The organism is Mycolicibacterium hippocampi, assembly GCF_010723735.1.
In the GTDB taxonomy this organism is placed as follows: domain Bacteria; phylum Actinomycetota; class Actinomycetes; order Mycobacteriales; family Mycobacteriaceae; genus Mycobacterium; species Mycobacterium hippocampi.
Map to the genome: position 1 here is coordinate 3,348,812 of NZ_BLLB01000002.1, position 26,358 is coordinate 3,375,169.

Sequence of the window (26,358 nt, forward strand, 5' to 3'; positions counted from 1 at the left end):
TCGCCGCCGATACTGGACGCATGACTGAGGTTTCTGACCCGACGTCCGACGCTGCCCTGGAACCCATCGGAGCCGTGCAGCGGACCAAGGTGGGCCGGGAAGCCACCGAGCCGATGCGTGAGGACATCCGGCTTCTCGGTGCCATCCTGGGCGACACTGTGCGCGAGCAGAACGGTGACCAGGTTTTTGATCTCGTCGAGCGGGCCCGCGTCGAATCCTTCCGGGTGCGCAGATCCGAGATCGACCGTGCCGAGATGGCCAAGCTGTTCGACGGTGTTGATGTCCATCGGGCCATCCCCGTCATCCGCGCGTTCACACATTTCGCACTGCTGGCCAACGTGGCCGAGGACATCCACCGCGAGCGCCGCAGAGCGGTCCACGAGGCTGCTGGAGCGCCACCGCAGAACAGCAGCCTGGCCGCCACCTATCTGAAACTCGACTCGGCCGAACTCGACGCGGGAACCGTTGCCGACGCGCTCGTCGGTGCACTGGTCTCGCCGGTCATCACCGCCCATCCCACCGAGACTCGGCGGCGTACGGTGTTCGACACCCAGCACCGCATCACCGAGTTGATGCGGCTGCGCCTGCACGGCCATGCCACCACCGAGGACGGCCGGGACGTCGAGCGTGAACTGCGGCGACACATTCTCACGCTCTGGCAGACCGCGTTGATCAGGCTGTCCCGGCTGAAGATCCAGGACGAGATCGAAACGGGACTTCGCTACTATCCGGCCGCCTTCTTCGAGGTGATACCGCAGGTCAACGCCGAGGTCCGGGCCGCGTTCCAGGCCCGCTGGCCGGGTGGCGAACTGCTGGAGGCGCCGATCCTGCGCCCGGGGTCGTGGATCGGCGGCGACCGCGACGGCAATCCGAACGTCACGGCCGAAGTCGTCCGGCTGGCGACCGGCCGTGCCGCCTACACCGCGCTCGCGCATTACTTCGTCGAGCTGACCGCGCTCGAGGAGGAGTTGTCGATGTCGTCGCGGCTGGTGCACATCAGCGACGCGGTGGCCGCACTCGCCGAGGCCTGTCACGAACCAGCCCGCGCCGACGAGCCCTACCGGCGGGCGCTGCGGGTGATCCACGCCCGCCTGACCGCGACGGCGCAACAGATACTCGACCGCCAGCCCGAGCACGAACTCGACCTCGGCATGCAGGCCTACCGCACGCCCGCGGAGCTGCTGGCCGACCTCGATGCCGTCGACAATTCGCTTCGCGGCAACGGCAGCGCCGTTCTCGCCGATGATCGGTTGGCTCGGCTTCGAGAGGCGGTGCGGGTCTTCGGGTTTCATCTGTCCGGCCTGGATCTGCGGCAGAACTCGGACGTGCACGAGGAGGTCGTCGCCGAGCTGCTGTCGTGGGCCGGGGTGCACGCCGACTATGCCTCGCTGAGTGAATCCGAACGCGTCGAGCTGCTCGTCGGGGAGTTGTCCACCCGTCGGCCGTTGACCGGTCCCGACGCCGAGCTGTCCGAGCTCGCGCGCAAAGAACTCGACATCATCGCCGCGGCCGCACGGGCCGTCCACGTCTTCGGGTCCCAGGCCGTGCCGAACTACATCATCTCGATGTGCCAGTCGGTGTCGGACATGCTCGAAGCGGCGCTGCTGCTCAAAGAGACCGGGCTGCTGGACGCATCCGCTGAGCGCCCCTACGCACCTGTCGGGATCGTTCCGCTGTTCGAGACCATCGATGACCTCCAGCGGGGATCCTCGATTCTGGAAGCGGCACTTGATCTTCCGTTGTACCGAGCGGTCGTCACCGCACGCGGTGACAGCCAGGAGGTGATGCTCGGCTATTCGGATTCCAACAAGGACGGCGGCTACCTGGCCGCGAACTGGGCGTTGTACCGCGCCGAGCTGGACCTGGTGGAGTCGGCGCGCAAGACCGGGATCCGGCTGCGGTTGTTCCACGGTCGTGGTGGCACGGTCGGGCGCGGTGGTGGCCCGAGCTACGACGCAATCCTCGCGCAGCCGCCGGGCGCGGTGAAGGGCTCGCTGCGGCTCACCGAGCAGGGCGAGGTGATCGCCGCGAAGTACGCGGAGCCCCGGATCGCGCGCCGCAATCTCGAGACCCTGCTGGCCGCGACCCTGGAAGCCACCCTGCTCGACACCGAGGGTCTGGGGGAGCTGGCCGAACCGGCGTACGAGGTGCTCGACGACCTGGCGGGGCGCGCGCAACGGGCCTACGGCGAGCTGGTGCACGAGACGCCGGGGTTCGTCGACTACTTCAAGGCGTCGACACCGGTCAGCGAGATCGGGGCGCTCAACATCGGCAGCAGGCCGGCGTCGCGCAAGCCGACCACGTCGATCTCGGATCTGCGGGCCATCCCGTGGGTGCTGGCGTGGAGCCAGTCGCGAGTGATGCTGCCCGGTTGGTACGGCACCGGCACCGCCTTCGAGGAGTGGATCGCCGACGGCGACGACGGTGAAGCCCGGCTCGAGGTGCTGCAGGACCTGTACCGACGCTGGCCGTTCTTCGCGACGGTGCTGTCGAACCTGGCGCAGGTGCTGGCCAAATCGGACCTCGGGTTGGCTGCGCACTACGCCGAACTGGTGGAGGACGAAGCGCTTCGGAGACGGGTGTTCGACAAGATCGCCGACGAGCATGAGCGCACGATCCGGATGCACAAGCTGATCACCGGGCACGACGATCTCCTGGCCGACAACCCGGCGCTGGCCAGGTCGGTGTTCAACCGGTTCCCGTACCTGGAACCGCTGAACCATCTGCAGGTCGAACTGCTGCGTCGCTACCGCTCAGGCGACGAGGACGAGCTGGTTCAGCGTGGCATCCTGCTCACCATGAGCGGGCTGGCCACCGCGTTGCGCAACAGCGGGTAGCGATCACAGACCGGCGCTGCGGCGGACCTTGTTCACCGCGCCGCGGACCGCCTGTTCGGTGGCCGCCAGCGGGAAGATGACCGACTCCCCGATACCGACGATCCGCTCGACCCGAACGACGATGCCTTCCATCCGGTCGACCACCGCGTTCAGCCGGGGCGCCAGTTCGTTGATTCGGCTGATGGTGTCGTTGAACCGCTCCAGGGTGGCGTCGAGGTTGCCGGTGGACTTGTTCAAATCTTCGAGGGTCTCGGCCAGGCCTTCGAGGATGGTGTCGACCTGCTCGACGGTGACGTCGGCGTTCAGCGCCGCCTGGGCGAGCTTCCTGATCCGCTCGCCACCGGTCCGGACTGCTGGTCTGCCACCTTTGTCTGCCATGTCGGCCAGTATGACGCGTGCCATCGGAGAGTCCGATATGTTCCCCCATGATGACGGCTCGCAGGGTTGCGCTGTTCGCGACGTGCTTCAACGAGGTGATGTGGCCAGAGACGCCCAAAGCAGTTGTGCGGCTGCTGCGCAGACTCGGCTGCGACGTCGACTTCCCGGCCGGACAGACGTGTTGCGGGCAGATGTTCACCAACACCGGCTACGCCGAGGAGGCCATCCCCGCGGTGCGCAACTTCGCCGCCACATTCGCCGGGTACGACGCCGTCGTCGCACCGTCGGGTTCCTGTGTCGGGTCGGTGCGCCACCAGCACGGCGCCGTCGCGCGGCGCGCGGGCGACGCGCGACTGCAGGCCGCCGTCGCGGAGTTGTCACCGCGGGTCTACGAGCTCTCGGAGTTCCTGGTCGACGTCCTGGGCGTGACCGATGTCGGCGCCTACTTCCCGCACCGGGTGACCTACCATCCGACCTGTCATTCGCTGCGGATGCTGCGGGTCGGTGACCGTCCGCTGCGGCTGCTGAGAGCGGTGCGCGGGATCGACCTCGTCGACCTGCCGGGTGCCGAGCAGTGCTGCGGCTTCGGCGGTACCTTCGCGATGAAGAACGCCGACACCTCGGTGGCGATGGGCGCCGACAAAGCCAGAGCGGCACTCGATACCGGAGCGGAAGTCCTTGTCGGCGGCGACAACTCGTGCCTCGCTCACATCGGTGGGGTGCTGTCGCGGCAGCGCAGCGGAATGAGGGTCATGCACCTGGCCGAGATCCTCGTCAACACCGGGGGTGCGGCGTGAGCGACCGGCCGCACGTCGGGGTCACCGAGGCGTTTCTGGGTCTTCCGCAGTTCCAGACCGCGGCGAGGACGGCGCTGGCCGATCCGGTGCTGCGCCGCAACCTCGCGCACGCCACCGGCACCATCCGTGCCAAACGCGCCGCGGCCGTCGACGAGCTCGACAACTGGGAGGAGCTGCGGCTCGCCGCGGAAGCCATCAAGGACGCGGCGCTGCACCGCCTCGACGAGCACCTACAGGCGTTCGAGGCAAATGCCACCGCCGCCGGGGCAACCGTGCACTGGGCCCGGGACGCCGAGGAGGCCAACCGCATCGTCGTCGATCTGGTGCGGGCGCAGGGGGCCGCCGAGGTCGTCAAGGTCAAGTCGATGGCCACCCAGGAGATCGAACTCAACGAGGCGTTGGCCGCCGCCGGGATCGCTGCGTGGGAGACCGATCTGGCCGAGCTCATCGTGCAACTCGGTGACGACTGGCCCAGCCACATCCTGGTGCCGGCGATCCACCGCAACCGGGGCGAGGTACGGGAGATCTTTCTGCGGGAGATGGGCAAAGTCGGCCGTGCGGCACCGGACGACCTGACCGACGAGCCGCGGCGCCTTGCCGAAGCGGCCAGGCTGCACCTGCGGGAGAAGTTCCTGCGGGCCCGGGTGGCGGTGTCGGGCGCCAACTTCGCGATCGCCGATACCGGCAGCCTGGTGGTGGTCGAATCCGAGGGCAACGGCCGGATGTGCCTGACGCTGCCGGAAACGCTGATCTCGGTTGTCGGCATCGAGAAGGTGCTGCCGTCGTGGCGCGATCTCGAGGTGTTCCTCCAAGTGCTGCCCCGCAGCAGTACCGGTGAACGGGAGAACCCCTACACGTCGGTGTGGACCGGTCCGGTCGCCGGCGACGGCCCGCAGAACGTCCACATCGTCCTGCTGGACAACGGCCGGACCCGGGTGCTGGCCGACCCGCAGGGTCGCGCTGCGCTGCGCTGCATCCGCTGCTCGGCCTGCCTGAACGTGTGCCCGGTCTACGAGCGCACCGGTGGCCACGCCTACGGCTCGGTGTACCCCGGTCCGATCGGGGCGGTGCTCACCCCACAGTTGCGCGGCACCGGCAGCGACATCGACAAGTCACTACCGTTCGCCTCCAGCCTGTGTGGGGCCTGCTTCGACGTCTGCCCGGTGCGTATCGACATCCCGTCGATGCTGGTGCACCTTCGGACCCGGGTGGTCGACGAACGCCGCGGGGGAGTGCCGTCCGGTGAGCAGCTTGTGATGACCGCGGCGAGCTGGACGTTCGCCGGACACCGACGGTGGGCAGCTATGGGCAGGGCGGTGACGATGGCCGGTAAAGCGTTGCGCAGCAAGCGCTCAGGCGGCAGACAGGTCCTGCGCCGACTGCCGTGGCCGGTGGGTGCCTGGTCGGAGGCACGCGACGCGCCGATACCGCCGGCGGAGTCTTTCCGCAGCTGGTGGCAGCGAACCGGCGGCGGCGATGAGTGAGGCGCGCGCCGAGATCCTCGGGCGGGTCCGGGCGGCGCTGGCCGACCGTCCCGCGGCGCAAAAGGTGCCGTGGACCTACGGGCAGGCTGTCGGCACCGGTGGCATCGATATCGTCGCCCGATTCGTGGACCGCGTCGCCGACTACCGTGCGCAGGTGGAGCGGGTCGACGAGTCAGGTACCGGCGCGGCGATCGCGGCGGCGGTGCGGGGGTTCGAGCGGGTGGTCGCCGATCCGGCAGTGCAGGATGCCTGGCCGGGCGCCGCCGAGTGGATCGTCGACGACGGACTCGGTGCCTACGACCTCGACCGGGTTGATGCGGTGGTGACCACCGCGACGGTCGCGATCGCGAACACCGGCACGATCATCCTCGACCACGGAGCGGGTCAGGGGCGGCGGGCGCTGAGCCTGGTTCCCGATGTCCATGTGTGTGTCGTACATGCCGGTCAGATAGTCGACGACGTTCCCAAAGCGGTTGCCCAGCTAGTCAACTCGGGACTACATACCCGACCGTTGACGTGGATCAGTGGCCCCAGCGCGACCAGTGACATCGAACTCGACCGCGTCGAGGGTGTCCACGGTCCCCGCACACTGCATGTTTTGGTCGTCGACTAGATGGAACCGACCAGGCGTCGAAAACGTGTGACTTACAGGCCGTCTCGACAATGTGAACCCGATCCCCGGGCAGTCGGCACAGGCTTGGCAGCGCGCGTCACACAGTGCGCCGCCGGTGGGATGTGGTGCCGTCGGTAGCCGCTCGAGTCAGATCTGCCCGGGCATCCCGGTGCCCACGGTCGGCATTGTGGGCATCGGTGCGATTGCAGGGGCTGCAGGCATTGCCGGCGGTGCGATCGGCGCCATGGGTGGCGGTGCGATGGGTGCCATGGGTGGCGGTGCGATGGGTGCCATGGGTGGCGGTGCGATCGGGGGCGCCGCCGGCGGAGGCGGCAACATCGGGGCCGCGGGCGGCGGCGGAGGCGGGGGTGGAGGCGTTGGCAGGCCGTACGGGCCTCCTGCGCACACCGGGTTGGTGGGCTGGGTGATGCAGCCGGGATCTGCAGGTCCGGTGGGAATGTCGTACGGGCCGCCCAGGCACGGGGCGACCGTGGGCATCGCGGCGCATCTGGGGTCATCCGGGCTTGTCGGAAGGCCGGAGTCGGGGCCCGGGGGAGGCGGCGGTGTTGCGGCCGCCGGAACGGTGACACCCGCCGCGGCCAAGCCTACGAGTGCTGCCGCCACCGCGGTTCCCGTGATCGCACCGCGGACCCTCGAAGCCATGTGCCGACTCATCTCTCGCTCCCCAGGTAGGAATGCTGCTCACCATGCATTGCCATTTGCTGTCATGGCGTGTCGTCGCCGATCTTCGCATGATCCATTCCTCTTCGAGGACGATTTTGACGAAAGTCATTCGCAACGAGGCATCGGCTCAGCTGAGAAGTTCTCCCAGCTAGCAGCACCTTCGGCGCGGCGCTCGCTACGGACCCCGAATGAGTGCGAAGCTCTTCGGGACGCCTCGCTGCGACGGTGAGCGAATATTCGGCTAATTGTCGCCAATATCTATTTGATTGCCCGCCGGCCAATTCACCCATTCGCCGGAATTGCATTCCAGCAGGCTCGTACTCGCAACATTTCTGCTGGAATGCAGTTCCGGCGCAAGGTGGTCAGAGCTTCGACGCGGCTTCCTCGTCGAGCAGCCACACGGTGGCCTCGCGCCCCACCGCGCCCGCCGAAGGGACGTCGACGGGATCAGCGCCGCCGACCGCCGCGGCCACCGCGTCGGCCTTCCCGGCTCCGGACACCACCAGCCAGACCTCCCTGGAGCGCTTCACCGCCGGCAGCGTCAACGTGATCCGGCGCGGAGGTGGCTTGGGGGAGTCCGTCACGCCGACGACCAGTCGCTCGGTCTCCCGCACCGCCGCGGTGTCGGGGAACAGTGAGTTGATGTGGCCCTCGCCGCCCATGCCCAACAGGTGGACGTCGAACTCGGGCCCTGCTTCGAAGCTCTCGTCCAGCAGTTGGGCGTATCCCTGTGCGGCCGCGTCGAGATCATCACCGAACTCACCGTCAGTGGCCGCCATCGCGTGCACGTTCGTGGCCGGGATACCGACCTGATCGAGTAGCGCTTCGCGAGCCTGCTTGTCGTTACGCTCGTCGTCATCGGCTGGGACGAAACGTTCGTCGCCCCAGTACACGTGCACCTTGTCCCAGTCGATCTCGTTGCTGCGCTCGCCGACACGTCTGAGCAGCGCAATGCCGGTCCCGCCGCCGGTCAGCACGATCGCCGCCACACCACGCGCGGCGATCGCCTCAGTGATCGCACCGACCAGGCGATCACCGGCCGCGGCCACCAACTCGGCACTGTCGGAGTAGGTTTCGATGATCGGCTTCATACGTACTGCACCTTGTCCATTCCGGCCAGCGCCTCGTGGTAGATCTCATCGGCATCGAGTCGGCGCATGTCTTCAGCCAGACACTCCCGGGTCTCTCTGCGGGCCAACGGAACCAGCGTGTCCGGTTTACCTGTGCGGGTGATGGTCGCGGTGATGCCCTCCTGTGGGCGACTGAGCGTGATGGTCTCACTGGAACGAGCCAGTTCGACTTTGAGATCGCCGACGGCACGACGCACCTGCCCGTCGATACGGCTTGCCAACCAGCCGGCCAGGATATCGAGTGCGGGTTCGGTCTTGAGCCCCGAAACCAGCGCCGAGACGACCGGCTCGTGCGGTGCCTGATCCAGCGCCGAGGTCAGCAGTGCCCGCCAGTAGGTGATTCGGCTCCAAGCCAGGTCGGTGTCTCCCGCTGTGTAACCCCCGAGACGGCTCTTGATCGCCTCCAACGGGTCTGGACCGTTCGTCGCATCCGTGATGCGTCGAATCGCCAACTTGCCCAACGGATCTTCGGCGGGAACGGGGGGAGCGACGTCAGGCCACCACGTCACCACCGGGGTGTCGGGCAGCAGGAACGGTGTGACCACACTGCTGGCGTGGCGGGCCAGCGGGCCGGACAGACGCAGTACGACGACCTCGTTGGCGCCGGCATCCCTTCCGACCCGCAGCTGAGCATCGAGCCGGGCTTCGTTGGCGAGCCGGTCGCCGGGAGTCACCACGATCACCCGGCAGGGATGCTCACGGCTGGCCGCGTTGGCCGCTTCGATCGAATCCTCCAGCAGCGCTTCGGTATCCGGTGCGATCACCAAGGTCAGAACCCGCCCGAGCGTGATGGCACCGCCCTCCTCGCGGAGCGCCACGATCTTCTTGTTGATGACATCGGTGGTGCTGTCCGGCAGGTCGACGATCATAGTCCTCTGTTCCTCGCGCAAGCCCTCGTCACGGCCTTCTCCATTCGCGGCCGGACCGCTGCAACATCTCGAACGCCGATTCGGGACCCCAGGTGCCGGACTCGTAGGTGTCGGGTGTGCCGTGGGACTCCCAGTACTCCAGCGCCGGATCCAAGATCTTCCAGGCCAACTCGACTTCCGCGTTGACCGGGAACAACGACGGCTCACCCAGCAGCACATCGAGGATCAACCGCTCGTAGGCCTCCGGTGAATCCTCGGCGAACGCCGAGCCATAGGAGAAGTCCATGCTGACATCGCGGACCTCCATTTTGTTGCCCGGGATCTTGGAGCCGAACCGCAACGTGATGCCCTCGTCGGGCTGTACCCGGATCACCAAGGCATTCTTGCCGAGTTCTTCGGTCATGGTGGCGTCGAACGGCAGATGCGGTGCACGTTTGAAGATCAAAGCGATCTCGGTCACCCTGCGGCCCAAGCGCTTACCGGTGCGCAGGTAGAACGGCACACCCGCCCAGCGCCGAGTGTCCACATCCACTGTGATCGCGGCGAACGTCTCTGTCGTCGAGGTCTTGGAGAAGCCCTCTTCGTCGAGCAGGCCGATCACCTTCGCTCCGCCCTGCCAGCCTGCGGCGTACTGGCCCCGCGAGGTGTTGAGATCCAGTGGCTCGGCCAGCTGGGTCGCCGAGAGCACCTTGATCTTCTCGGCCTGCAACTCCGACGGATGAAAGCTGACCGGTTCTTCCATGGCGGTGAGCGCCAGCAGCTGGAGGAGATGGTTCTGGATCACGTCACGTGCTGCGCCGACGCCGTCGTAGTAGCCGCCGCGGCCGCCCAGCCCGATGTCCTCGGCCATCGTGATCTGCACATGGTCGACGTAGTGGGCGTTCCAGATCGGCTCGAACATCTGGTTCGCGAAACGCAGCGCCAGGATGTTCTGGACGGTCTCCTTGCCCAGGTAGTGGTCGATGCGGAACACCGACGACTCGGGAAAGACGCTGTTGACCAAGTTGTTCAGATCCTCGGCGCTCGACAGGTCGTGGCCGAAGGGCTTCTCGATGATCACCCGGCTCCAGCACCCGTCCGGCTTCTCGGCGAGCCCGGACCTGGAGAGCTGCTCGAGCACTTGGGGGAACGCCTTCGGCGGGATGGACAGGTAGAACGCGTGGTTGCCTCCGGTGCCCCGCTCTGCGTCCAGCGTGCGCAGGGTTTCGCTCAGCTGATCGAACGCACTGTCGTCATCGAACGTGCCCTGGACGAACCGGAAGCCCTCGGCCAGCCGGTCCCAGACTTCTTGGCGAAACGGGGTGCGCGCATGCTGTTTCACAGCGTCGTAGACGACCTTGGCGAAATCCTCGTCGGCCCAATCGCGTCGGGCGAAGCCGATGAGCGAAAAGCTCGGTGACAGCAGACCACGGTTCGCCAGATCGTAGATCGCGGGCATCAGCTTCTTGCGCGCGAGATCGCCCGTGACGCCGAAGATCACCACCCCGCAGGGGCCGGCGATCCGCGGCATGCGCTTGTCGCGCTTGTCCCGCAACGGGTTGTGCCACGGCTGGCTCATAGCTGGCCGGTCACTTCTTTTCGTCGAGCTGGCCCTGGGTGGCGTCGAGCAGTTCCTGCCACGACTTCTCGAACTTCTCCACGCCCTCGTTCTCGAGCGCCAGGAACACGTCGGTGAGGTCGATCCCGACCGCGGCGAGCTTGTCGAACACCTGCTGCGACTCGGCCGCGCGCCCGGTGACCGTGTCCCCGGTGACGACCCCGTGGTCGGCAACGGCGTCCATGGTTTTCTCCGGCATCGTGTTGACGGTGTTGGGCGCGACCAACTCGGTCACGTACAGGGTGTCCGAGTAGTCCGGGTTCTTGACTCCGGTGGATGCCCACAGCGGCCGCTGGACCCGTGCCCCCTTGGACTTCAGCGCCTCGAAACGGTCGCCACCGAGGAATACCTCCTCGTAGGCGGCGTAGGCGAGTCGCGCGTTGGCGACGCCCGCCTTGCCGCGCAGCGCCACCGCGTCGTCGCTGCCGATGTCCTCGAGTCGCTTGTCGATCTCGGTGTCGACGCGGGAGACGAAGAAGGACGCCACGGAGTGAATTCGCGAGAGGTCGTGGCCGGCGGCCGCCGCACCCTCCAGCCCGGCGAGGTAGGCATCCATCACGGCACGGTGGCGCTCTACGGAGAAGATCAGGGTCACGTTGACCGAGATGCCCTCGGCGATCACCGCGGTGATGGCGGGCAGGCCGGCCTCGGTGGCGGGGATCTTGATCAGCAGGTTGGGCCGGTCCACGATCTTCCACAGCTCGACGGCCTGCAGGATCGTCTTGTCGGAATCGTGGGCGAGTCGCGGGTCGACCTCGATGGACACCCGGCCGTCCACGCCGTCGGACAGTTCGTACTGCTTGGCGAGCACGTCGCAGGCGTTGCGAACGTCGTCGGTGGTCACCGTCCGGATGGTGGCGTCGACGTCGGCGCCCCGGTCGGCGAGCTCTTTGACCTGCGCGTCGTAGGCGTTGCCCTTGGACAGCGCTGCCTGGAAGATCGACGGGTTGGTCGTTACGCCGACCACCGACTTGGTGTCGATCAGTTCCTGCAGGTTGCCGGTCTGGAGCCGGTCACGGGACAGATCGTCCAGCCACACCGATACGCCTGCGGCGGCGAGAGCGGCCAGGTTCGGGTTCTGAGTCATGTCATTTCCTTAGTTAGTTGGCGATGGTGCGCTCCGCGGCGGCCACCACTGCCTCCGGGGTGAAGCCGAACTCGCGGAACAGGGTCTTGTCGTCGGCGGATTCGCCGTAGTGCTCGATGGAGATGATCTCGCCGGTGTCGCCGACGAGCTTGTACCAGCTCTGCGCGACGGCGGCTTCGATGGCCACCCGCGCCGACACGGTGGGCGGCAGCACGCTGTCGCGGTATTCCTTGGGCTGCGATTCGAACCACTCGATGCACGGCATCGAGACGACGTAGGTCGAGATGTTCTTGCCCTCCAGTATCTTTCGGGCCTCGACCGCCACCTGCAGTTCCGAACCGGTGGCGATCAGGATGACGTCGGCATCCTCGGCGGGTTTGCCTCCGCCGAGTACGTAGCCGCCCCGGGCCACGCCGTCGGCGCTGGTGCCGTCGAGTACGGGTACCCCTTGCCTGGTCAGAATGAACCCGACCGGACCGCTGCCGTTGCCGCGCGCGATGATGCTGCGCCACGCGTAGGCGGTCTCGTTGGGGTCACCCGGGCGGACCACCGACAGGTTCGGGATCGCCCGTAGCGCGGCGAGGTGCTCGATCGGTTGGTGGGTGGGCCCGTCCTCGCCGAGACCGATCGAGTCGTGGGTCCAGATGTAGATGGTGTCGATGTCCATCAGCGACGCCAACCGCACCGCGGGCCGCATGTAATCGGAGAACTGCAGGAACGTGCCGCCGAAGGCCCTGGTCGGCCCGTGCAGCACGATGCCCGACAGGATGGCGCCCATGGCGTGCTCGCGGACACCGAAATGCAGCACCCGCCCGAACCAGTCCGCGGTGAAGTCGTCAGTGGAGATCGAGGGCGGCCCAAAGGATTTCACACCCTTGATGGTGGTGTTGTTGCTGCCCGCGAGGTCGGCTGACCCGCCCCACAATTCGGGCAGTTTCGGCGCCACGTCGTTGAGCACCTGCCCGAATGCCGCGCGGGTCGCGACGGCTTTTGATCCCGGCTCCCAGTAGGTCAGGTCCGAGTCCCAGCCGTCGGGGAGCTCCTGGGCCAGCAGCCGGTCCAGCAGCTTCTTGCGCTCGGGCTCGCGTTCGGCCCAGGCGTCGAACTCGGGCTGCCACTTCTCGTGTGCCTCGCGGCCACGGTCGACCAGCTTGCGGGTGTGCTCGATGACTTCGTCGCGCACCTCGAACTTCTTGTTGGGATCGAAGCCGAGAACCTTCTTGGTGGCCGCCACCTCGTCGTCGCCCAATGCGGAGCCGTGCACTCCGCCGGTGTTCATCTTCGTCGGCGCGGGATAACCGATGATCGTGCGCACGGCGATGAACGACGGCTTGTCGGTCACCGCGCGGGCGGCCTCGATGGCTTCTTCGATTCCGGCGACGTTCTCCCCGCCCTCGATCTCCTGGACATGCCAGCCGTAGGCCCGATAGCGCGCCGCGACGTCCTCGGAGAGCGCGATGTTGGTGTCGTGCTCGATGGAGATCTGGTTCTTGTCGTAGAAGACGATCAGGTTGCCGAGCTGCTGGGTGCCTGCCAGCGACGAGGCCTCGCTGGTGATGCCTTCCTCGATGTCACCGTCGGAGGCGATGACGTAGATGTGGTGGTCGAACGGGCTGGTGCCCGGTGCGGCATCCGGGTCGAACAACCCCCGCTCGTAGCGTGCTGCCATGGCCATCCCGACCGCCGAGGCCAGGCCCTGGCCGAGCGGGCCGGTGGTGATCTCCACGCCCCTGGTGTGCCGGAACTCCGGGTGGCCCGGGGTCTTCGACTTGAACGTCCGCAGCGACTCGATGTCGGAGAGTTCGAGACCGAAGCCGCCCAGATACAGCTGGATGTACAGCGTGAGGCTGGAATGGCCGCACGACAGGATGAACCGGTCGCGGCCGAGCCAGTGCACGTCGCTCGGGTCATGGCGCATCTGCCGCTGGAAGAGGGTGTAGGCCAGCGGGGCCAGGCTCATCGCGGTGCCCGGGTGGCCGCTGCCGACCTTCTGGACAGCGTCCGCGGCCAGCACGCGGACGGTGTCGACCGACTGGGTGTCCAGATCGGTCCAGTCATCCGGGTGGTTCGGTCGGGTGAGGGAAGCGATCTCTTCCGTCGTGGTCACGAGGCGCACTCCTTGGATAGGCGGGGGCGTGTCGGTCCGCATCAACCACCCTAATGGGGAACGGCGTGCCGACGCAGAGGTCATCCCGGTCTGTGCGAACCGACCCTGCAATTACGGGGATCGGCACCCGCGGTCTACCATCGTGTGTAGTAGACGCCCGTGGCGTGGCACGCTGTTCTGTTGAGGAGTTGGTTGCGTGAGGATTCGCGAAGGCCACCTCGTCAGTGACTCCACCGAGGGGGCAGCGGGATCCTCGCACCGATTCCGCACCACGCTGCTCGGCTATCTCGCGCTGACGAAGCCCCGGGTGATCGAGCTGCTGCTGGTCACCACCATCCCGGCCATGCTTCTCGCCGGACGGGGCACCGTCGACCCGTTGCTGATCGTGAACACCCTGTTCGGCGGACTGCTGGCGGCCGCGGGTGCCAACACCCTGAACTGTGTCGCCGACGCCGACATCGACAAGATGATGAAGCGCACCGAGCGCCGGCCGCTGGCGCGTGCCACGGTGCCCCGGGGCCACGCCCTGGTGTTCGGCTTGGCGCTGTCCGTCGCCTCGTTCTTCTGGTTGTGGTGGACGACGAACCTGCTCTCAGCGCATCTGGCGGGCGCCACCATCGCGTTCTACGTGCTCGTCTACACGCTGTTGTTGAAGCGCCGCACCTCGCAGAACGTGGTGTGGGGTGGAGCGGCCGGTTGCATGCCGGTGATGATCGGCTGGTCCGCCGTGACGGGCACGATCCAGTGGCCGGCCCTGGTGATGTTCCTCATCATCTTCTTCTGGACGCCGCCACACACCTGGGCCCTGGCCATGCGCTACAAGGAGGACTACCGGGCGGCCGGCGTGCCGATGCTGCCCGCGGTGGCCACCGAGCAGCAGGTCACCAAGCAGATCCTGATCTACACCTGGCTGACCGTCGTTGCGACCCTGGTGCTGGCCCTGGCCACCGGCTGGCTGTACGCCGCGGTGGCGATCGTGGCGGGCACCTGGTTCCTGGTGATGGCACACCAGCTGTACTCCGGTGTGCGGCGCGGTGAGGCGGTCAAGCCGCTGAGACTGTTCCTGCAGTCGAACAATTACCTCGCCGTGGTGTTCCTGGCGCTCGCGGTCGATTCCGCCCTGGCGTTGCCGACCCTGTTCACGGTCTAATCCCGGTCCCAGGCACTCCGACGGCCCATTTTCGTTCGGCCGCGGTGCTTCTTCTCCGCGATCCGTCGTTCCTTCGAACCCCTCGTGGGTTTGGTGGGCCGGCGCACCGGCGGGGGCGCGGCCGCTGCGGCGCGCAGGACACGGGCCATGCGCTCGCGCGCGGCGACGCGGTTCTGGAGTTGGGCGCGATGCTCGCTGGCCGTCACGACCAGCACGCCGTCGATGAGACGGCTACCCAGCCTGGCGAGCATCCGGTCGCGCAACCACTCCGGCACCGAGGACGAGCGGGCGAGGTCCAACGACAGTTCTACCCGGCTGTCGGTGGTGTTCACACCTTGTCCGCCGGGCCCGGAGGATCTGGAGAAGCGTTCGCTCAGATCGGACGCGGGCACCACCAGGGTGCGCGTCACGATCAGATCCTCGGCCACTCTGAAAGGGTAGAACCCAGCCGCTCAGGCCCGGCGGATTCAGGGGATCAGCACCACGGATCCGACGGTCTGGCGGCCCTGCAGATCACGATGGGCCTGTTCCGCGTCGCGCAGGGCGTAGCGGTTACTGACGGTGACGGTCAGGGTGCCGTCGGAGATCGCGGTGAGGAGTTCGCCGGCCCGCCAGGAGAACTCGTCTGGAGTCCGGGTGTGGTGTGCCAGGTTCGGGCGGGTCAGGAACACCGACCCGGCGGCGTTGAGCCGCTGGGGGTCGAACGGCGGAACCGGTCCGCTGGCCGCGCCGAACAAAGCCAGCGTGCCGCGCACGGCGAGGCTGGCCAGGCTCGCCTCGAACGTCGAGGCGCCCACCCCGTCATAGACCGCGGCGACACCGTTGCCGTCGGTGAGCCCGCGGATCCGGTCACCGAAATCCCGCGGGTCGTCCGGGTAGTCCAGCACCTCGACCGCGCCGGCCTGCCGGGACAGCTCGGCCTTGTCGGGCGTCGACACCGTGGTGATCACCGAGGCGGCGAGACTGGTCGCCCACTGGGTGAGGATGAGTCCGACGCCGCCGGCGCCGGCATGCATCAGCACCGTGTCACCCTGTTGCACCGGGTACGTCGACTTGATCAGATAGTGCGCGGTCATGCCCTTGAGTAGCGCCGACGCCGCCACATCGGGCGCCACACCGTCGGGCACATAGGCAACAAAATCTGCAGGCGCCAAGCAATATTCGGCGTAAGTCCCGAGTCCCTGGGCGGTCACCACCCGGTCGCCGACGGTCAGCGCCGCCACGTCGTCACCGACGGCTTCGATGGTTCCGCAGACCTCGATGCCCACGATGAACGGCACGTCCCTCGGGTAGAGGCCCGAGCGGAAGTAGGTGTCGATGAAGTTGACACCGACCGCCTCGGCCTTGATCAGCACCTGGCCGGGGCCGGGTGAAGGCAGCGACCTCTCGACGTAGGACAAGACTTCCGGCCCACCGGTCTGGGCGACTTCAATGGCGTACATGTCCACCATCTTGCCTGCTCGGTAAAGTCGATCGGGTCATGAAGCCCGCCCGCCCCGACGTCTTCCACCCGAGGATCGTGCTCGCCGGCTGTCCGGCGCTGCCCGACGGCGACGGCGACGACGCCGACCTGGTGCGGGCGCTTCGAGATCGCGGACTGCATGCCCGCTGGTTGTCCTGGGACGACCCGGCCGCCGTCGACGCCGATCTGGTGATCCTGCGCGCCACGTGGGACTACACCGAAAGACTCGACGAGTTCCTGGCCTGGACCAGGCGAGTGCCCCGACTGCTGAACGGGCCCGCGGTGGTCGCGTGGAACACCGACAAGCGCTACCTGGCCGACCTCGCCGCTGCCGGGGTGCCGACGGTTCCCGGCGACTTCTTCGCGCCGGGGGAGCAGGTACGCATCCCGCACGGGGAAGTGGTCGTCAAACCGTCCGTGGGCGCGGGTTCTGTTGGTGCTCTGCGCTTCTCGGACCCGAACCAAGCCGTCGAACATGCCGCCGCACTACAGGCCGCCGGTCAGGGTGTCCTGGTGCAGCCCTATGACCCGCGGGTCGGCGACGGTGAGACGGCGCTGGTGTTTCTCCGCGGTGTGCAGTCCCACGCATTCACCAAGGGGCCGATCCTGCCACCGCCGGGGCACGCGCCGCTGCTGGACGCCTCGGGAACCTTCGCCGAGGAACGGCTCGGTCGTGCCGACCCGGACTTCGAGCTCTGGGACGTCGGCCATGCAGCGCTGGCGGCCGCGGCCACCCATCTGGGGATCGATCCCACCGCCCTGCTCTACGCCCGCGTCGACGTCCTCGGCGGCGCGGACGCGCCCACCGTGCTCGAACTGGAGCTGGTCGAGCCGTCCCTGGGTTGGTGCCAACTCGGCCAGACCGAGCGGCGGCTTCGGCAGCGGCAGTTCGCCCTCGGGGTCGAGTCAGCTCTCGACGAGTTCGGACTCGGTCCGTTCTCGCATCGACGCCCATAGCGCCGCGGTGGCCGCCGTGCAGGCGGCCGCTCCGGCCACGTGCACTGCCACCAACGCGGCGGGCACACCGGTGAGGAACTGCACCGTGCCGAGGGCGCCCTGGGCCACCACCAGGACCACCAGCACGCTCAGCCTGGTCAGCACCGGCCGGGGAGCACGCACTGCCAGCAGCGCGAAGCCCAAGCCGACCAGCAGTGACAGGTATGCCACCAACAGCGACGAGTGCATGTGCACCAGCGTGGTGATCTCCACTTGCAGCCGTGGCACCGGCCTTTCGAGGCTCTTGTCCCCGGCGTGCGGACCCGCCCCGGTGACCATGGTGCCCGTCACCAGGACTGCAGCCAGCGCCAGCCCGGACAGCACGGTCAACTGACGCAGCGGTTTCACCACCCGGGCCACCGGCACTGCGCGGTCGGGCTGACCCACCTTGACGTACAGCAGCGTGGCCACCCAGACCATCGTCATCGAGGCCAGCAGGTGGATGGCCACCGTCCACCACAACAGCCCGGTCAACACGGTGATCCCGCCGATCACCGCCTGCACCACCGTCGAAACCGGCATCAGCCAGGCGTAGACCAGCACCTCGCGACGGCGGCGGGCCCGGGTGAGCACGATCACCGCCGCGGCGGCGGTGAGCACCACGAGGAAAGTCAGCAGCCGGTTGCCGAACTCGACGGCCTGGTGAAGGCCGGGCACCTCGGCGTGTGGCACCGGGGTGAAGCTGCCGGGGAAGCATTGCGGCCAGGTCGGACAGCCGAGCCCGGAGGCGGTGACGCGGACGATCGCCCCGGTCACGGCGATGCCGCCCTGGGTGAGGATCACTGCCGCCGCGACGAAGCGCTGAACGCGCAGGCTCGGTTCGGGAAGCAGGTCGACGAGCCCGACGAAAAGCTTGGGCAGAGTACGTCCGGCGGGCACGCTCTGATGGTAGAGCCTTGGGAACTACATTCCGTAGTAGGGGCGTACCACCGGGGTCAGCACCTCGTCGACGAGTTGCACCACCAATTCGTCGGTGATGGGGTCTCCGGTGATCAACAGGCGGTGCCAGAGCACGCTCTGACCGAGTTCGCGAACCACCTCGACGGGACAGTCCGGCCGGACCTCGCCGCGCTCGACGGCCCGGGTCAGCAGCGCGGTCATCTGGTCCTTGCGCCAGCCCATGACGTCGGTGCGAAACGTCGATTCCAGGTCCGGATCAGCCGTCACCGCCATGACCACCGACCGCATCAGCGCAGCCCGTTCACCGGTGAACAACGCTGCCCATGCGCGCAGCACTGCGAGCATGTCACCGCGGAAGCTGCCGGTGTCGGGACTCGGGATCGCCGACGCCGCGATGCCGAGCAGGGTGTCCCGAATCAGTGCCCGGCGATCGGGCCAGCGCCGGTACAGCACGGGCTTGCTGGTGTGGGCGGCCGCTGCCACGGCCTCCATCGTCACCCCCTCGGGGCCACGCTCGCTCAGCAGCTGCAACACCGCCGAGCGGATCGCGTCCTCGAGCTGCGCACCCCGTCGTCGAGTCACCAGCCACCCTCTCAGATAGAAACGCTTGCGTATCTTATGTTCGGGACGTACGGTCAACCATATAAGAAACTAAATCGTATCTTGGAGGTTGACATGCCATTGCCCGTGCTGCATCCGCTGCGAACGGTCGACACCGCGCGGGTCGCATACTATGAACTCCCGCACCGCCGTCGACGAATCACCATCGACCACCGTCCGCTACGGGGGGTGACACCGGGACTGCTGCTCGATTGGTTCACCCACCTCGGCGGGACGATGACCTACGGCGGGCAGACCGTCGAACGCTACCTCGCATGGCACCCGATCGACCACATCCGCTGGGAGTTGGCGCGCCCGGCGCCCACTGGCGGCGCCGCCGAGGGCGCGCGGTTCCACATAGTCGAAGCGTTCGGTGCCAAGCCTGAATTCACTTCCGACGAGATCGCCCGAGTCGAGAAACTCGACGAGACCGGCATTCGGCTTGTGCTCCGTGTCGCGGGGATTCCGGTCTTCCAACTGGAGCACGCCTGGTCGGCGGGGGATGACGGCGCACACTACGTCTCCGTGATGGATCTCGGTACCCGCTCACCGATGTTGGGTCCAGTGAACCGCCTGATTCGCAGTCGATTCGACGACGACATGGCCCACGCCTGGGTGAAACACAACATCGAGGAAGTCGGACAACTGGAATACCTGCTGCCGCTACTGGACTCGTCAGGTGAAGCGGAACCAGCGCAGCGCGCACAACGCGGCGACGGCACCCCATGCCGCGAGCACGGCGAGGCCGAACCAGTCCATTGACAGCAGCATCGCGCGCGACAGCGCCTCGGTGAGGGCACCCGAGGGCGTCAGCCGCGCCACCCACTGCACGGCGGTGGGCACCATGCCGCCCTCCAAGGTGAGCGCTCCGAGCCCGGCGAACACGAACCAGAGCAGGTTGGCGACCGCGAGCACGATCTCCGCGCGCAAGGTGCCGCCCAGCAGGAGGCCCAGCGCGGCGAAGACGACGGTGCCCATCGCGATGATCGCGGCGCCCAACGCCAGCCCGGCGATCGGTGGCCGCCAGCCCAGCGCCACGCCGATGACGCCGAACAGGATCGCCTGCAGGAACACCACGGCGACGACGGCCAGGGATTTTCCGGCGATGATCCCCCACACGGGCAGAGCCGTGGCGCCGAGCCTCTTCAGCGCGCCGTAGCGGCGGTCGAAGGCCACCGCGATCGCCTGCCCGGTGAACGCGGTCGAGATGACCGCCAGCGCCATGATCGCGGGAACGAAGGTGGCAGCCCGGTCGTCCCCGAACGAGCCCAGCGGCAGCAGGGTGAGGCCCACCAGCAACGTGATCGGGATGAACATCGTCAACAGCAGCTGTTCGCCGTTGCGCAACAGCAAGCGCAGTTCCAGCCCGAACTGTGCGTTGAGCATCTGCGGCACCGCCGCCGGCCGGGGGTCGGGGGTGAACGTCCCCGGAGCGAACCGATTGGTCTCGATCGTCATTTCCGTAGCTCCCGGCCGGTGAGTTCCAAGAACACGTCCTCGAGGCTGCGCTGCTCGACGCGCATGTGGGTGGCCAGCACATCCAGACGGGCACACCACGCGGTCACGGTGGCCAGCACCTGAGGATCGATGTGGCCTTCGACGAGGTACTCACCCGGCGAGGTCTCGACGGCCCGGTAACTCTCCGGCAGCGCCGCGACGAGCAGGCTCAGATCCAGCATCCGCGGTGCCCGGAACCTGAGCTGGTTCTCCGCGCCGTTGCGCATGAGCTCGGCCGGGGTGCCGGTGGCGACAGCGACGCCGCGGTCGATGATCAGTATCCGGTCGGCCAGCTCCTCGGCCTCGGGCAGCTGGTGTGTGGTCAGCACCACCGTCACCCCGTCGCGGCGGAGTGCATCGATCAACTCCCACACCACGATTCGTGCGTGCGCGTCCATGCCCGCGGTCGGCTCGTCGAGGAACACCAGTTCGGGACGGCCTACGACGGCGCAGGCCAGCGACAGTCGCTGCTGCTGGCCGCCGGACAGCCGACGGTAGGTGGTGCGGGCGGACTCGGTCAGCCCGAGGGTGTCGAGAAGCCACTGCGGGTCCAGTGGATCGGCGGCGTAGGACGCCACCAGGTTCAACATCTCTGCAGCCCGGGCCGCCGGATAGGCACCCCCGCCCTGCAGCATCACACCGATACGCGCCCGCAGCTCGGCGTTGTCGGCGACGGGATCCAGACCGAGGATCTCGATCCGGCCTTCGTCGGGCTTGAGGAAGCCCTCGCACATCTCCACCGTGGTCGTCTTGCCGGCGCCGTTCGGGCCGAGCAGCGCAAGGATCTCGGCGGTCTGGACGTCGAGGTCGAGCTCGGAGACGGCGGTCGTCGGTCCGTACCGCTTGCTGACGCCGCTCAGCAGCACGGGGACAGCACCGGAGCGGGAGGTCACGAAGACTCAGCGTAGGCGTCGGACTTGGCAGTCGGTGGCTCCGGTGGTGGCGGCGGCTCCTGGGGCGGCTCGGGAATGGGCCGCCAGGGCAGCCGGCGGTAGGTCAGCGCGATCAGCACGAGCACGATCGCGGCGCTCGCGAGCGTCGCCATCACGATCTGGAACAGCGCGAACCGATCGCCGTTCGCGGTGGGGCCGAAGATCCCGACCACCAGGGTGGCGGCGATCGCGGTGGCCCGGAAGCCGGGCCGGGTCGCCCAGGCGGCCAGCGGAATGATCGCCCAGAGCAGGTACCACGGCTGCACGACGGGGAAGAGCAGCACGGTGGCGCCCAGAGCGACGCCGAGACCGCCGACCGGGTGCAACCGGCCGCGCAGCACGGCGAACAGCAACCAGGTGACGATCACCGCGATCAGGCTCACACCGATCAGACGGGTCAGCGCCAGCACCGCGGTGGTGTGGTCTCCGAGGCCGAGGAGGATTCCCACCTGGCCGGTACCCAGCGCCAGCAGCGTCGGCGGCGACATCCAGCTCCGGACGACGTTGGCGGTGCCGAGGGTGAACAGCCACCCGAACCCGAGCCCGCTCGCCCAGCCGATCACCGCCATCACCGCCAGCGACAGCGCGGTCAGCGACCCCCCCGCGATGAAGAACGCCTTCACGGTGCCGCCCCACCGATGCGCCAGCGCCATCGCGACGAAGCCCAGGGCCAGCAGCGACGGCAGCTTCACCTGCGACGACATCGTGATCAGCACGGCACCGGCGAGCAGCATGGCCATCGGGTACCAGCGCGCCCACTGCCGGGAGCTGCGCGGCCAGGTCCACGGCCGCGGGATCAGCGGTGCCGCCGCATCGATGCCGCGCAGCGCGAACTCGGTGCCCGCCAGCATCAACCCCAACATCAACGCCTCGTTGTGGATGCCGGCGACCAGGTGCATGAACAGCAGCGGATTGGCCGGCCCCAGCCAGAGGGCGCTCACCTCGGCGACCCCGCAGCGGCGGGCCAGCCGTGGCGTCGCCCACACGATCAGCCCGACGCCGAGCAACACCACAAGCCGGTGGAAGAGCACAGCCTCGACGATGTTCTCGCCGGTCAGAGCGGAGATACCGCGTCCTATCCACAGGAACAGCGGCCCGTACGGCGCCGGTGTCTCCCGCCACAGGCTGGGCACCGACAGCGTGAAGAAGTGGTCCAGGCCCAACCCGGTGGCCGGACCGACGCGGTACGGGTCGTCACCCTGTAGCGAGATCTGGCTCTGGGCGAGGTAGGAGTAGACGTCCTTGCTGTACATCGGCGGCGCGATGAGCAGCGGCAGCGCCCACAGCAGCAGCGTGCGGTCGAGGTCGCTGCGGGTCATCTTGCGCTTGCCGAGCGCGAACCGGCCCAACATCAGCCAGGCCAGGGTCATCATCACCGCACCGGTGGTCGTCATCGTCAGCGAGACGGTCTGGATTCGGGAGGGCAGGTTGAGCAGCCGGACGCCGAACGTCGGGTCCTGGACCACGGGGCGGGCGCCCGCGCCGAGGGCACCGATCGCCATCAGCACCGTGCCCGTCGCCCCGAACAGCCGGGTCCGGCGCAGGGCGATAAGCTCAGGGTCGATCAGGGGGCTGCCGACGGTTCGCTCGTCACCGTGCCAGCCGGCGATCGAGGTGCTGAGGGAGCGTAGGCGGGCAGCCACGAACGCAGCGTAGCGGTCGGATATTCCCGGCAGCCCGTGGCAAGTCGGTGTGAGCATTGCAACAGCCCCTGATAAGGGTGCCCTTGCTAGACCCGATTTCGGAATTGCGTCACACTGGTGTTGTGAAAATCCGTTCGCAGGTGACACGCGCGACTGCATTGCAGTCGGCGTCATCGCACGCTGCCGACGGGGACTCGCACGGCGACACCAGGGGCGCCATCATCCGGCTCCTGCTGGAATCCGGTCCGACCACCGCGAGCAGCATCGGGGAGCACCTGGGATTGTCCGCGGCGGGGGTGCGCAGACACCTCGATGCGCTCATCGACGCGGGGGAAGCCCAGGCCCACGCCGCGGCGGCGTGGCAGCAGGAGGGGCGCGGCCGCCCGGCCAAGCGCTATCAGCTCACCGCCGCGGGCCGCGCCAAGCTCGAGCACACCTACGACGACCTCGCCTCCGCCGCCATGCGCCAACTGCGCGAACTCGGCGGTGACGAGGCCATCCGGACCTTCGCCCGCAGGCGCATCGACGCCATCCTCGCCGATGTCCCACCGGTGGCCGGCACGGCTTCCGGCGACGGCGTCGAGGGCGCCGCAGACCGGATCGCCGACGCGCTGACCGTTGCCGGGTATGCCACCACCACCACCCGGGTGGGCGGCCCGGCTCAGGGTGTGCAGATCTGTCAGCACCACTGTCCGGTGTCGCACGTCGCCGAGGAGTTCCCCGAGCTGTGCGAGGCCGAACAGCAGGCGATGGCCGAGGTGCTGGGTACCCATGTGCAGCGGCTGGCGACCATTGTCAACGGCGACTGCGCATGCACCACCCACGTCCCCCTCGGCCCGGTCAAGGCGTGACGGGGCTGTAAGCGCAAACCGAAGCACCTCCGGCACGCAGCCCGAGCCGGAGCCACAACTAGAGCAAAAGGAGTGTGTCGTAGTGACACTCACACCGGAGGCCAAGACCACACCGGCGACTCCACTGACCCAGGAAGAGACCATTGCCTCCCTGGGTAAGTACGGCTACGGCTGGGCGGACTCCGACGTCGCCGGAGCCGCCGCGCAGCGAGGGCTGTCCGAAGCGGTGGTGCGCGACATCTCGGCGAAGAAGAGCGAGCCCGAGTGGATGCTCGACATCCGCCTCAAGGCGCTGCGCACCTTCGGCAAGAAGCCGATGCCGAACTGGGGTTCTGACCTCGAGGGCATCGACTTCGACAACATCAAGTACTTCGTCCGTTCCAGCGAGAAGCAGGCTGCCACTTGGGACGACCTGCCCGCCGACATCAAGAACACCTACGACAAGCTCGGCATCCCCGAGGCGGAGAAGCAGCGCCTGGTGTCCGGCGTCGCCGCGCAGTACGAGTCGGAGGTCGTCTACCACTCGATCCGCGAGGATCTGGAGGCTCAGGGCGTGCTCTTCCTGGACACCGACACCGCGCTGAAGGAACACCCGGAGATCTTCAAGCAGTACTTCGGCACGGTGATCCCCGCCGGTGACAACAAGTTCTCGGCGCTGAACACCGCGGTGTGGTCGGGCGGTTCGTTCATCTACGTACCGAAGGGCGTGCACGTCGACATCCCGCTGCAGGCGTACTTCCGGATCAACACCGAGAACATGGGTCAGTTCGAGCGGACGCTGATCATCGTCGACGAAGACGCCTACGTGCACTACGTCGAGGGGTGCACCGCGCCGATCTACAAGAGCGACTCGCTGCACTCGGCGGTCGTCGAGATCATCGTCAAGCCCGGTGGCCGGTGCCGCTACACGACCATCCAGAACTGGTCGAACAACGTCTACAACCTGGTCACCAAGCGGGCCCGCGCCGAAGCCGGCGCCACCATGGAATGGGTCGACGGCAACATCGGCTCCAAGGTCACCATGAAGTACCCCGCGGTCTGGATGACCGGTGAGTACGCCAAGGGTGAGGTCCTGTCGGTGGCTTTCGCCGGCGAAGGTCAGCACCAGGACACCGGCGCCAAAATGCTGCACCTGGCGCCGCACACCTCGAGCAACATCGTGTCCAAGTCGGTGGCGCGCGGCGGCGGCCGGGCCTCATACCGTGGCCTGGTGCAGGTCAACAAGGGAGCGCACGGATCGAAGTCCAGCGTGAAATGTGATGCGCTGCTGGTCGATACGATCAGCCGTAGCGACACCTACCCGTACGTCGACATCCGCGAGGACGACGTGACGATGGGCCACGAGGCGACGGTGTCGAAAGTCAGCGAGGATCAGCTGTTCTACCTGATGAGTCGCGGCATGACCGAAGACGAAGCGATGGCGATGGTGGTGCGCGGGTTCGTCGAGCCGATCGCCAAGGAACTGCCGATGGAATACGCGCTGGAGCTCAACCGGCTGATCGAGCTTCAGATGGAAGGCGCCGTCGGGTGACCCAGAATCTCACCGACACCGTCGAAGGCGGCAACAGGAAGGGGTCGACGCTCGCCGGCGCCAACAAGGGCGAGCTGTTCGCCTCGTTCGACGTCGATGCGTTCGAGGTTCCGGGCGGTCGCGACGAGCTGTGGCGGTTCACCCCGCTCAAGCGGCTACGGGGCCTGCACGACGGGTCCGCCGGATCGAACGGGCGGCCCACCGCGACCGCGCAGATCGAGGTCAGCGAGCGTGCGGGTGTCACGGTGGAATCCGTGAGTCGCGGCGACGAACGACTCGGCCAGGCCGGCACACCCGCCGACCGTGTTGCCGCTCAAGCGTTCTCGTCGTTCACATCGGCGACCGTGGTGACCGTGGCGCGTGACACCGAGGTTGCCGAACCCATCGAGATCACCGTCACCGGCCCCGGCGAGGGTGAGGTGGCCTACGGGCATCTGCAGATCCGGGTCGAAGAACTTGCCCGGGCCATCGTCGTCGTCGACCTGCGCGGCAGTGGAACCTACGCCGACAATGTCGAGATCATCGTCGGCGACTCCGCCGGCCTGGGTGTCATCTGGATCGCGGACTGGGCCGATGACATGGTCCACGTCAGCGCCCACCACGCCCGGTTGGGCAAGGACGCCGTGCTCGGACACGTCAACGTGACGCTCGGTGGCGAGGTCGTCCGCACCTCGGCGACGGTGCGTTTCACCGCACCCGGCGGCGACGCTCAGATGCTCGGCACCTATTTCGCCGACGACGGCCAGTTCTTCGAATCGCGCCTATTGGTCGACCATGCGCAGCCGAACTGCAAGTCCGACGTGCTCTACAAGGGTGCGTTGCAGGGTGACCCGGACTCGACCAAGCCGGACGCGCACACGGTGTGGATCGGTGACGTCCTGATCCGCGCCGAGGCCACCAACACCGACACCTTCGAGGTCAACCGCAACCTGGTGCTCACCGACGGGGCGCGGGCCGACTCGGTGCCCAATCTGGAGATCGAGACCGGCGAGATCATCGGAGCCGGACATGCGAGTGCCACCGGCCGTTTCGACGACGAGCAGTTGTTCTATCTGCGTGCCCGCGGTATCCCGGAGGCACAGGCCCGCCGCTTGGTGGTGCGCGGGTTCTTCAACGAGATCATCGCCAAGATCGCCGTGCCTGCGGTGCGGGAGCGACTCACCGAAGCAATCGAAAAAGAACTAGCAATCACTGAATCGAGAAGTTCGTAGCC

General features: G+C 67.5%; 24 protein-coding genes. 10 read left to right on the top strand and 14 right to left on the bottom strand.

Annotation, left to right across the window (positions count from 1 at the left end):
- Positions 1-20 precede the first annotated feature (20 nt).
- Entirely contained in the window at positions 21-2,837 is a 2,817-nt protein-coding gene (gene ppc, locus G6N53_RS17260; protein ID WP_163890360.1) for a phosphoenolpyruvate carboxylase, read from the top strand.
- A 3-nt stretch (positions 2,838-2,840) separates the two neighbouring features.
- On the opposite strand, the gene G6N53_RS17265 is transcribed toward ppc, so the two are convergent.
- Positions 2,841-3,215 (bottom strand): ATPase, encoded by a 375-nt coding sequence (locus G6N53_RS17265; RefSeq protein ID WP_163890362.1) that lies wholly within the window; start codon positions 3,213-3,215, stop codon positions 2,841-2,843.
- A gap of 50 nt (positions 3,216-3,265) precedes the next feature.
- Here G6N53_RS17265 and G6N53_RS17270 point away from each other — a divergent pair, with 50 nt between their 5' ends.
- The 3 genes from G6N53_RS17270 to G6N53_RS17280 are packed head-to-tail and all read left to right on the top strand — an operon-like array spanning position 3,266 to position 6,109.
- The gene (locus tag G6N53_RS17270) at positions 3,266-4,012 is read left to right on the top strand and encodes a (Fe-S)-binding protein (RefSeq protein WP_163890364.1); all 747 of its coding nucleotides are present in this window, start codon (positions 3,266-3,268) and stop codon (positions 4,010-4,012) included.
- Positions 4,009-5,496: a lactate utilization protein B gene (locus G6N53_RS17275; protein ID WP_163890366.1), complete on the top strand. Its 1,488-nt coding sequence runs from the start codon at positions 4,009-4,011 to the stop codon at positions 5,494-5,496. The genes G6N53_RS17270 and G6N53_RS17275 overlap by 4 nt, the downstream gene beginning before the upstream one ends.
- Positions 5,489-6,109, top strand: a complete 621-nt coding sequence (locus G6N53_RS17280) for a LutC/YkgG family protein (RefSeq protein ID WP_163890368.1) — start codon at positions 5,489-5,491, stop codon at positions 6,107-6,109. Before G6N53_RS17275 ends, G6N53_RS17280 begins: the two co-directional genes overlap by 8 nt.
- A gap of 147 nt (positions 6,110-6,256) precedes the next feature.
- On the opposite strand, the gene G6N53_RS17285 is transcribed toward G6N53_RS17280, so the two are convergent.
- From G6N53_RS17285 to tkt, 6 genes are all read right to left on the bottom strand, one after another.
- Positions 6,257-6,772, bottom strand: coding sequence for a hypothetical protein (locus G6N53_RS17285; RefSeq protein WP_163890370.1), 516 nt, complete (start codon positions 6,770-6,772; stop codon positions 6,257-6,259).
- A 383-nt stretch (positions 6,773-7,155) separates the two neighbouring features.
- Positions 7,156-7,884 (bottom strand): 6-phosphogluconolactonase, encoded by a 729-nt coding sequence (pgl, locus tag G6N53_RS17290; protein WP_163890372.1) that lies wholly within the window; start codon positions 7,882-7,884, stop codon positions 7,156-7,158.
- Complete coding sequence (opcA, locus tag G6N53_RS17295) at positions 7,881-8,792, bottom strand: glucose-6-phosphate dehydrogenase assembly protein OpcA (protein ID WP_163890374.1); 912 nt, start codon at positions 8,790-8,792, stop codon at positions 7,881-7,883. The genes pgl and opcA overlap by 4 nt, the downstream gene beginning before the upstream one ends.
- Positions 8,793-8,820: 28 nt before the next feature.
- Positions 8,821-10,350 (bottom strand): glucose-6-phosphate dehydrogenase, encoded by a 1,530-nt coding sequence (gene zwf, locus G6N53_RS17300; protein ID WP_163890376.1) that lies wholly within the window; start codon positions 10,348-10,350, stop codon positions 8,821-8,823.
- Positions 10,351-10,360: 10 nt separating this feature from the next.
- Positions 10,361-11,476 carry a transaldolase gene (gene tal, locus G6N53_RS17305; protein ID WP_163890379.1) on the bottom strand — a complete coding sequence of 372 codons (1,116 nt, stop codon included), beginning with the start codon at positions 11,474-11,476 and terminating at the stop codon, positions 10,361-10,363.
- 13 nt (positions 11,477-11,489) lie between these two features.
- Positions 11,490-13,583, bottom strand: a complete 2,094-nt coding sequence (tkt, locus tag G6N53_RS17310; protein ID WP_163890381.1) for a transketolase — start codon at positions 13,581-13,583, stop codon at positions 11,490-11,492.
- A gap of 196 nt (positions 13,584-13,779) precedes the next feature.
- Here tkt and G6N53_RS17315 point away from each other — a divergent pair, with 196 nt between their 5' ends.
- Complete coding sequence (locus tag G6N53_RS17315; protein WP_163890383.1) at positions 13,780-14,733, top strand: heme o synthase; 954 nt, start codon at positions 13,780-13,782, stop codon at positions 14,731-14,733.
- Here G6N53_RS17315 and arfB read toward each other — a convergent pair.
- Both arfB and G6N53_RS17325 read right to left on the bottom strand, forming a co-directional pair.
- Positions 14,730-15,161: an alternative ribosome rescue aminoacyl-tRNA hydrolase ArfB gene (arfB, locus tag G6N53_RS17320; RefSeq protein ID WP_237166554.1), complete on the bottom strand. Its 432-nt coding sequence runs from the start codon at positions 15,159-15,161 to the stop codon at positions 14,730-14,732. The two genes, G6N53_RS17315 and arfB, sit on opposite strands and share 4 nt — an antisense overlap.
- Before the next feature lie 39 nt (positions 15,162-15,200).
- Positions 15,201-16,175, bottom strand: coding sequence for a quinone oxidoreductase family protein (locus G6N53_RS17325; protein WP_205390406.1), 975 nt, complete (start codon positions 16,173-16,175; stop codon positions 15,201-15,203).
- Between the two features lie 38 nt (positions 16,176-16,213).
- On the opposite strand from G6N53_RS17325, the gene G6N53_RS17330 reads away from it, so the two are divergent.
- Entirely contained in the window at positions 16,214-17,152 is a 939-nt protein-coding gene (locus tag G6N53_RS17330; RefSeq protein WP_163890387.1) for an ATP-grasp domain-containing protein, read from the top strand.
- Here G6N53_RS17330 and G6N53_RS17335 read toward each other — a convergent pair.
- Positions 17,102-18,070 (bottom strand): COX15/CtaA family protein, encoded by a 969-nt coding sequence (locus G6N53_RS17335; protein ID WP_237166555.1) that lies wholly within the window; start codon positions 18,068-18,070, stop codon positions 17,102-17,104. The two genes, G6N53_RS17330 and G6N53_RS17335, sit on opposite strands and share 51 nt — an antisense overlap.
- Positions 18,071-18,094: 24 nt before the next feature.
- The gene (locus tag G6N53_RS17340; RefSeq protein ID WP_205390407.1) at positions 18,095-18,673 is read right to left on the bottom strand and encodes a TetR/AcrR family transcriptional regulator; all 579 of its coding nucleotides are present in this window, start codon (positions 18,671-18,673) and stop codon (positions 18,095-18,097) included.
- Positions 18,674-18,766: 93 nt separating this feature from the next.
- Between G6N53_RS17340 and G6N53_RS17345 the strand changes: the two genes are divergently transcribed.
- Positions 18,767-19,453 (top strand): hypothetical protein, encoded by a 687-nt coding sequence (locus G6N53_RS17345; protein ID WP_163890389.1) that lies wholly within the window; start codon positions 18,767-18,769, stop codon positions 19,451-19,453.
- Here G6N53_RS17345 and G6N53_RS17350 read toward each other — a convergent pair.
- Genes G6N53_RS17350 through mptB form a run of 3 tightly spaced genes read right to left on the bottom strand, consistent with a single transcriptional unit; the run spans position 19,367 to position 22,763 of the window.
- The gene (locus G6N53_RS17350) at positions 19,367-20,149 is read right to left on the bottom strand and encodes an ABC transporter permease (RefSeq protein ID WP_163890391.1); all 783 of its coding nucleotides are present in this window, start codon (positions 20,147-20,149) and stop codon (positions 19,367-19,369) included. The two genes, G6N53_RS17345 and G6N53_RS17350, sit on opposite strands and share 87 nt — an antisense overlap.
- Entirely contained in the window at positions 20,146-21,081 is a 936-nt protein-coding gene (locus tag G6N53_RS17355; protein WP_163890393.1) for an ABC transporter ATP-binding protein, read from the bottom strand. The genes G6N53_RS17350 and G6N53_RS17355 overlap by 4 nt, the downstream gene beginning before the upstream one ends.
- Positions 21,078-22,763, bottom strand: a complete 1,686-nt coding sequence (mptB, locus tag G6N53_RS17360; protein WP_163890395.1) for a polyprenol phosphomannose-dependent alpha 1,6 mannosyltransferase MptB — start codon at positions 22,761-22,763, stop codon at positions 21,078-21,080. Before mptB ends, G6N53_RS17355 begins: the two co-directional genes overlap by 4 nt.
- A gap of 56 nt (positions 22,764-22,819) precedes the next feature.
- On the opposite strand from mptB, the gene G6N53_RS17365 reads away from it, so the two are divergent.
- From G6N53_RS17365 to sufD, 3 genes are all read left to right on the top strand, one after another.
- Entirely contained in the window at positions 22,820-23,614 is a 795-nt protein-coding gene (locus G6N53_RS17365) for a helix-turn-helix transcriptional regulator (protein WP_205390408.1), read from the top strand.
- A gap of 82 nt (positions 23,615-23,696) precedes the next feature.
- Entirely contained in the window at positions 23,697-25,145 is a 1,449-nt protein-coding gene (gene sufB, locus G6N53_RS17370) for a Fe-S cluster assembly protein SufB (RefSeq protein ID WP_163890399.1), read from the top strand.
- Positions 25,142-26,356, top strand: a complete 1,215-nt coding sequence (gene sufD, locus G6N53_RS17375) for a Fe-S cluster assembly protein SufD (protein ID WP_163890401.1) — start codon at positions 25,142-25,144, stop codon at positions 26,354-26,356. The genes sufB and sufD overlap by 4 nt, the downstream gene beginning before the upstream one ends.
- Positions 26,357-26,358: the final 2 nt, after the last annotated feature.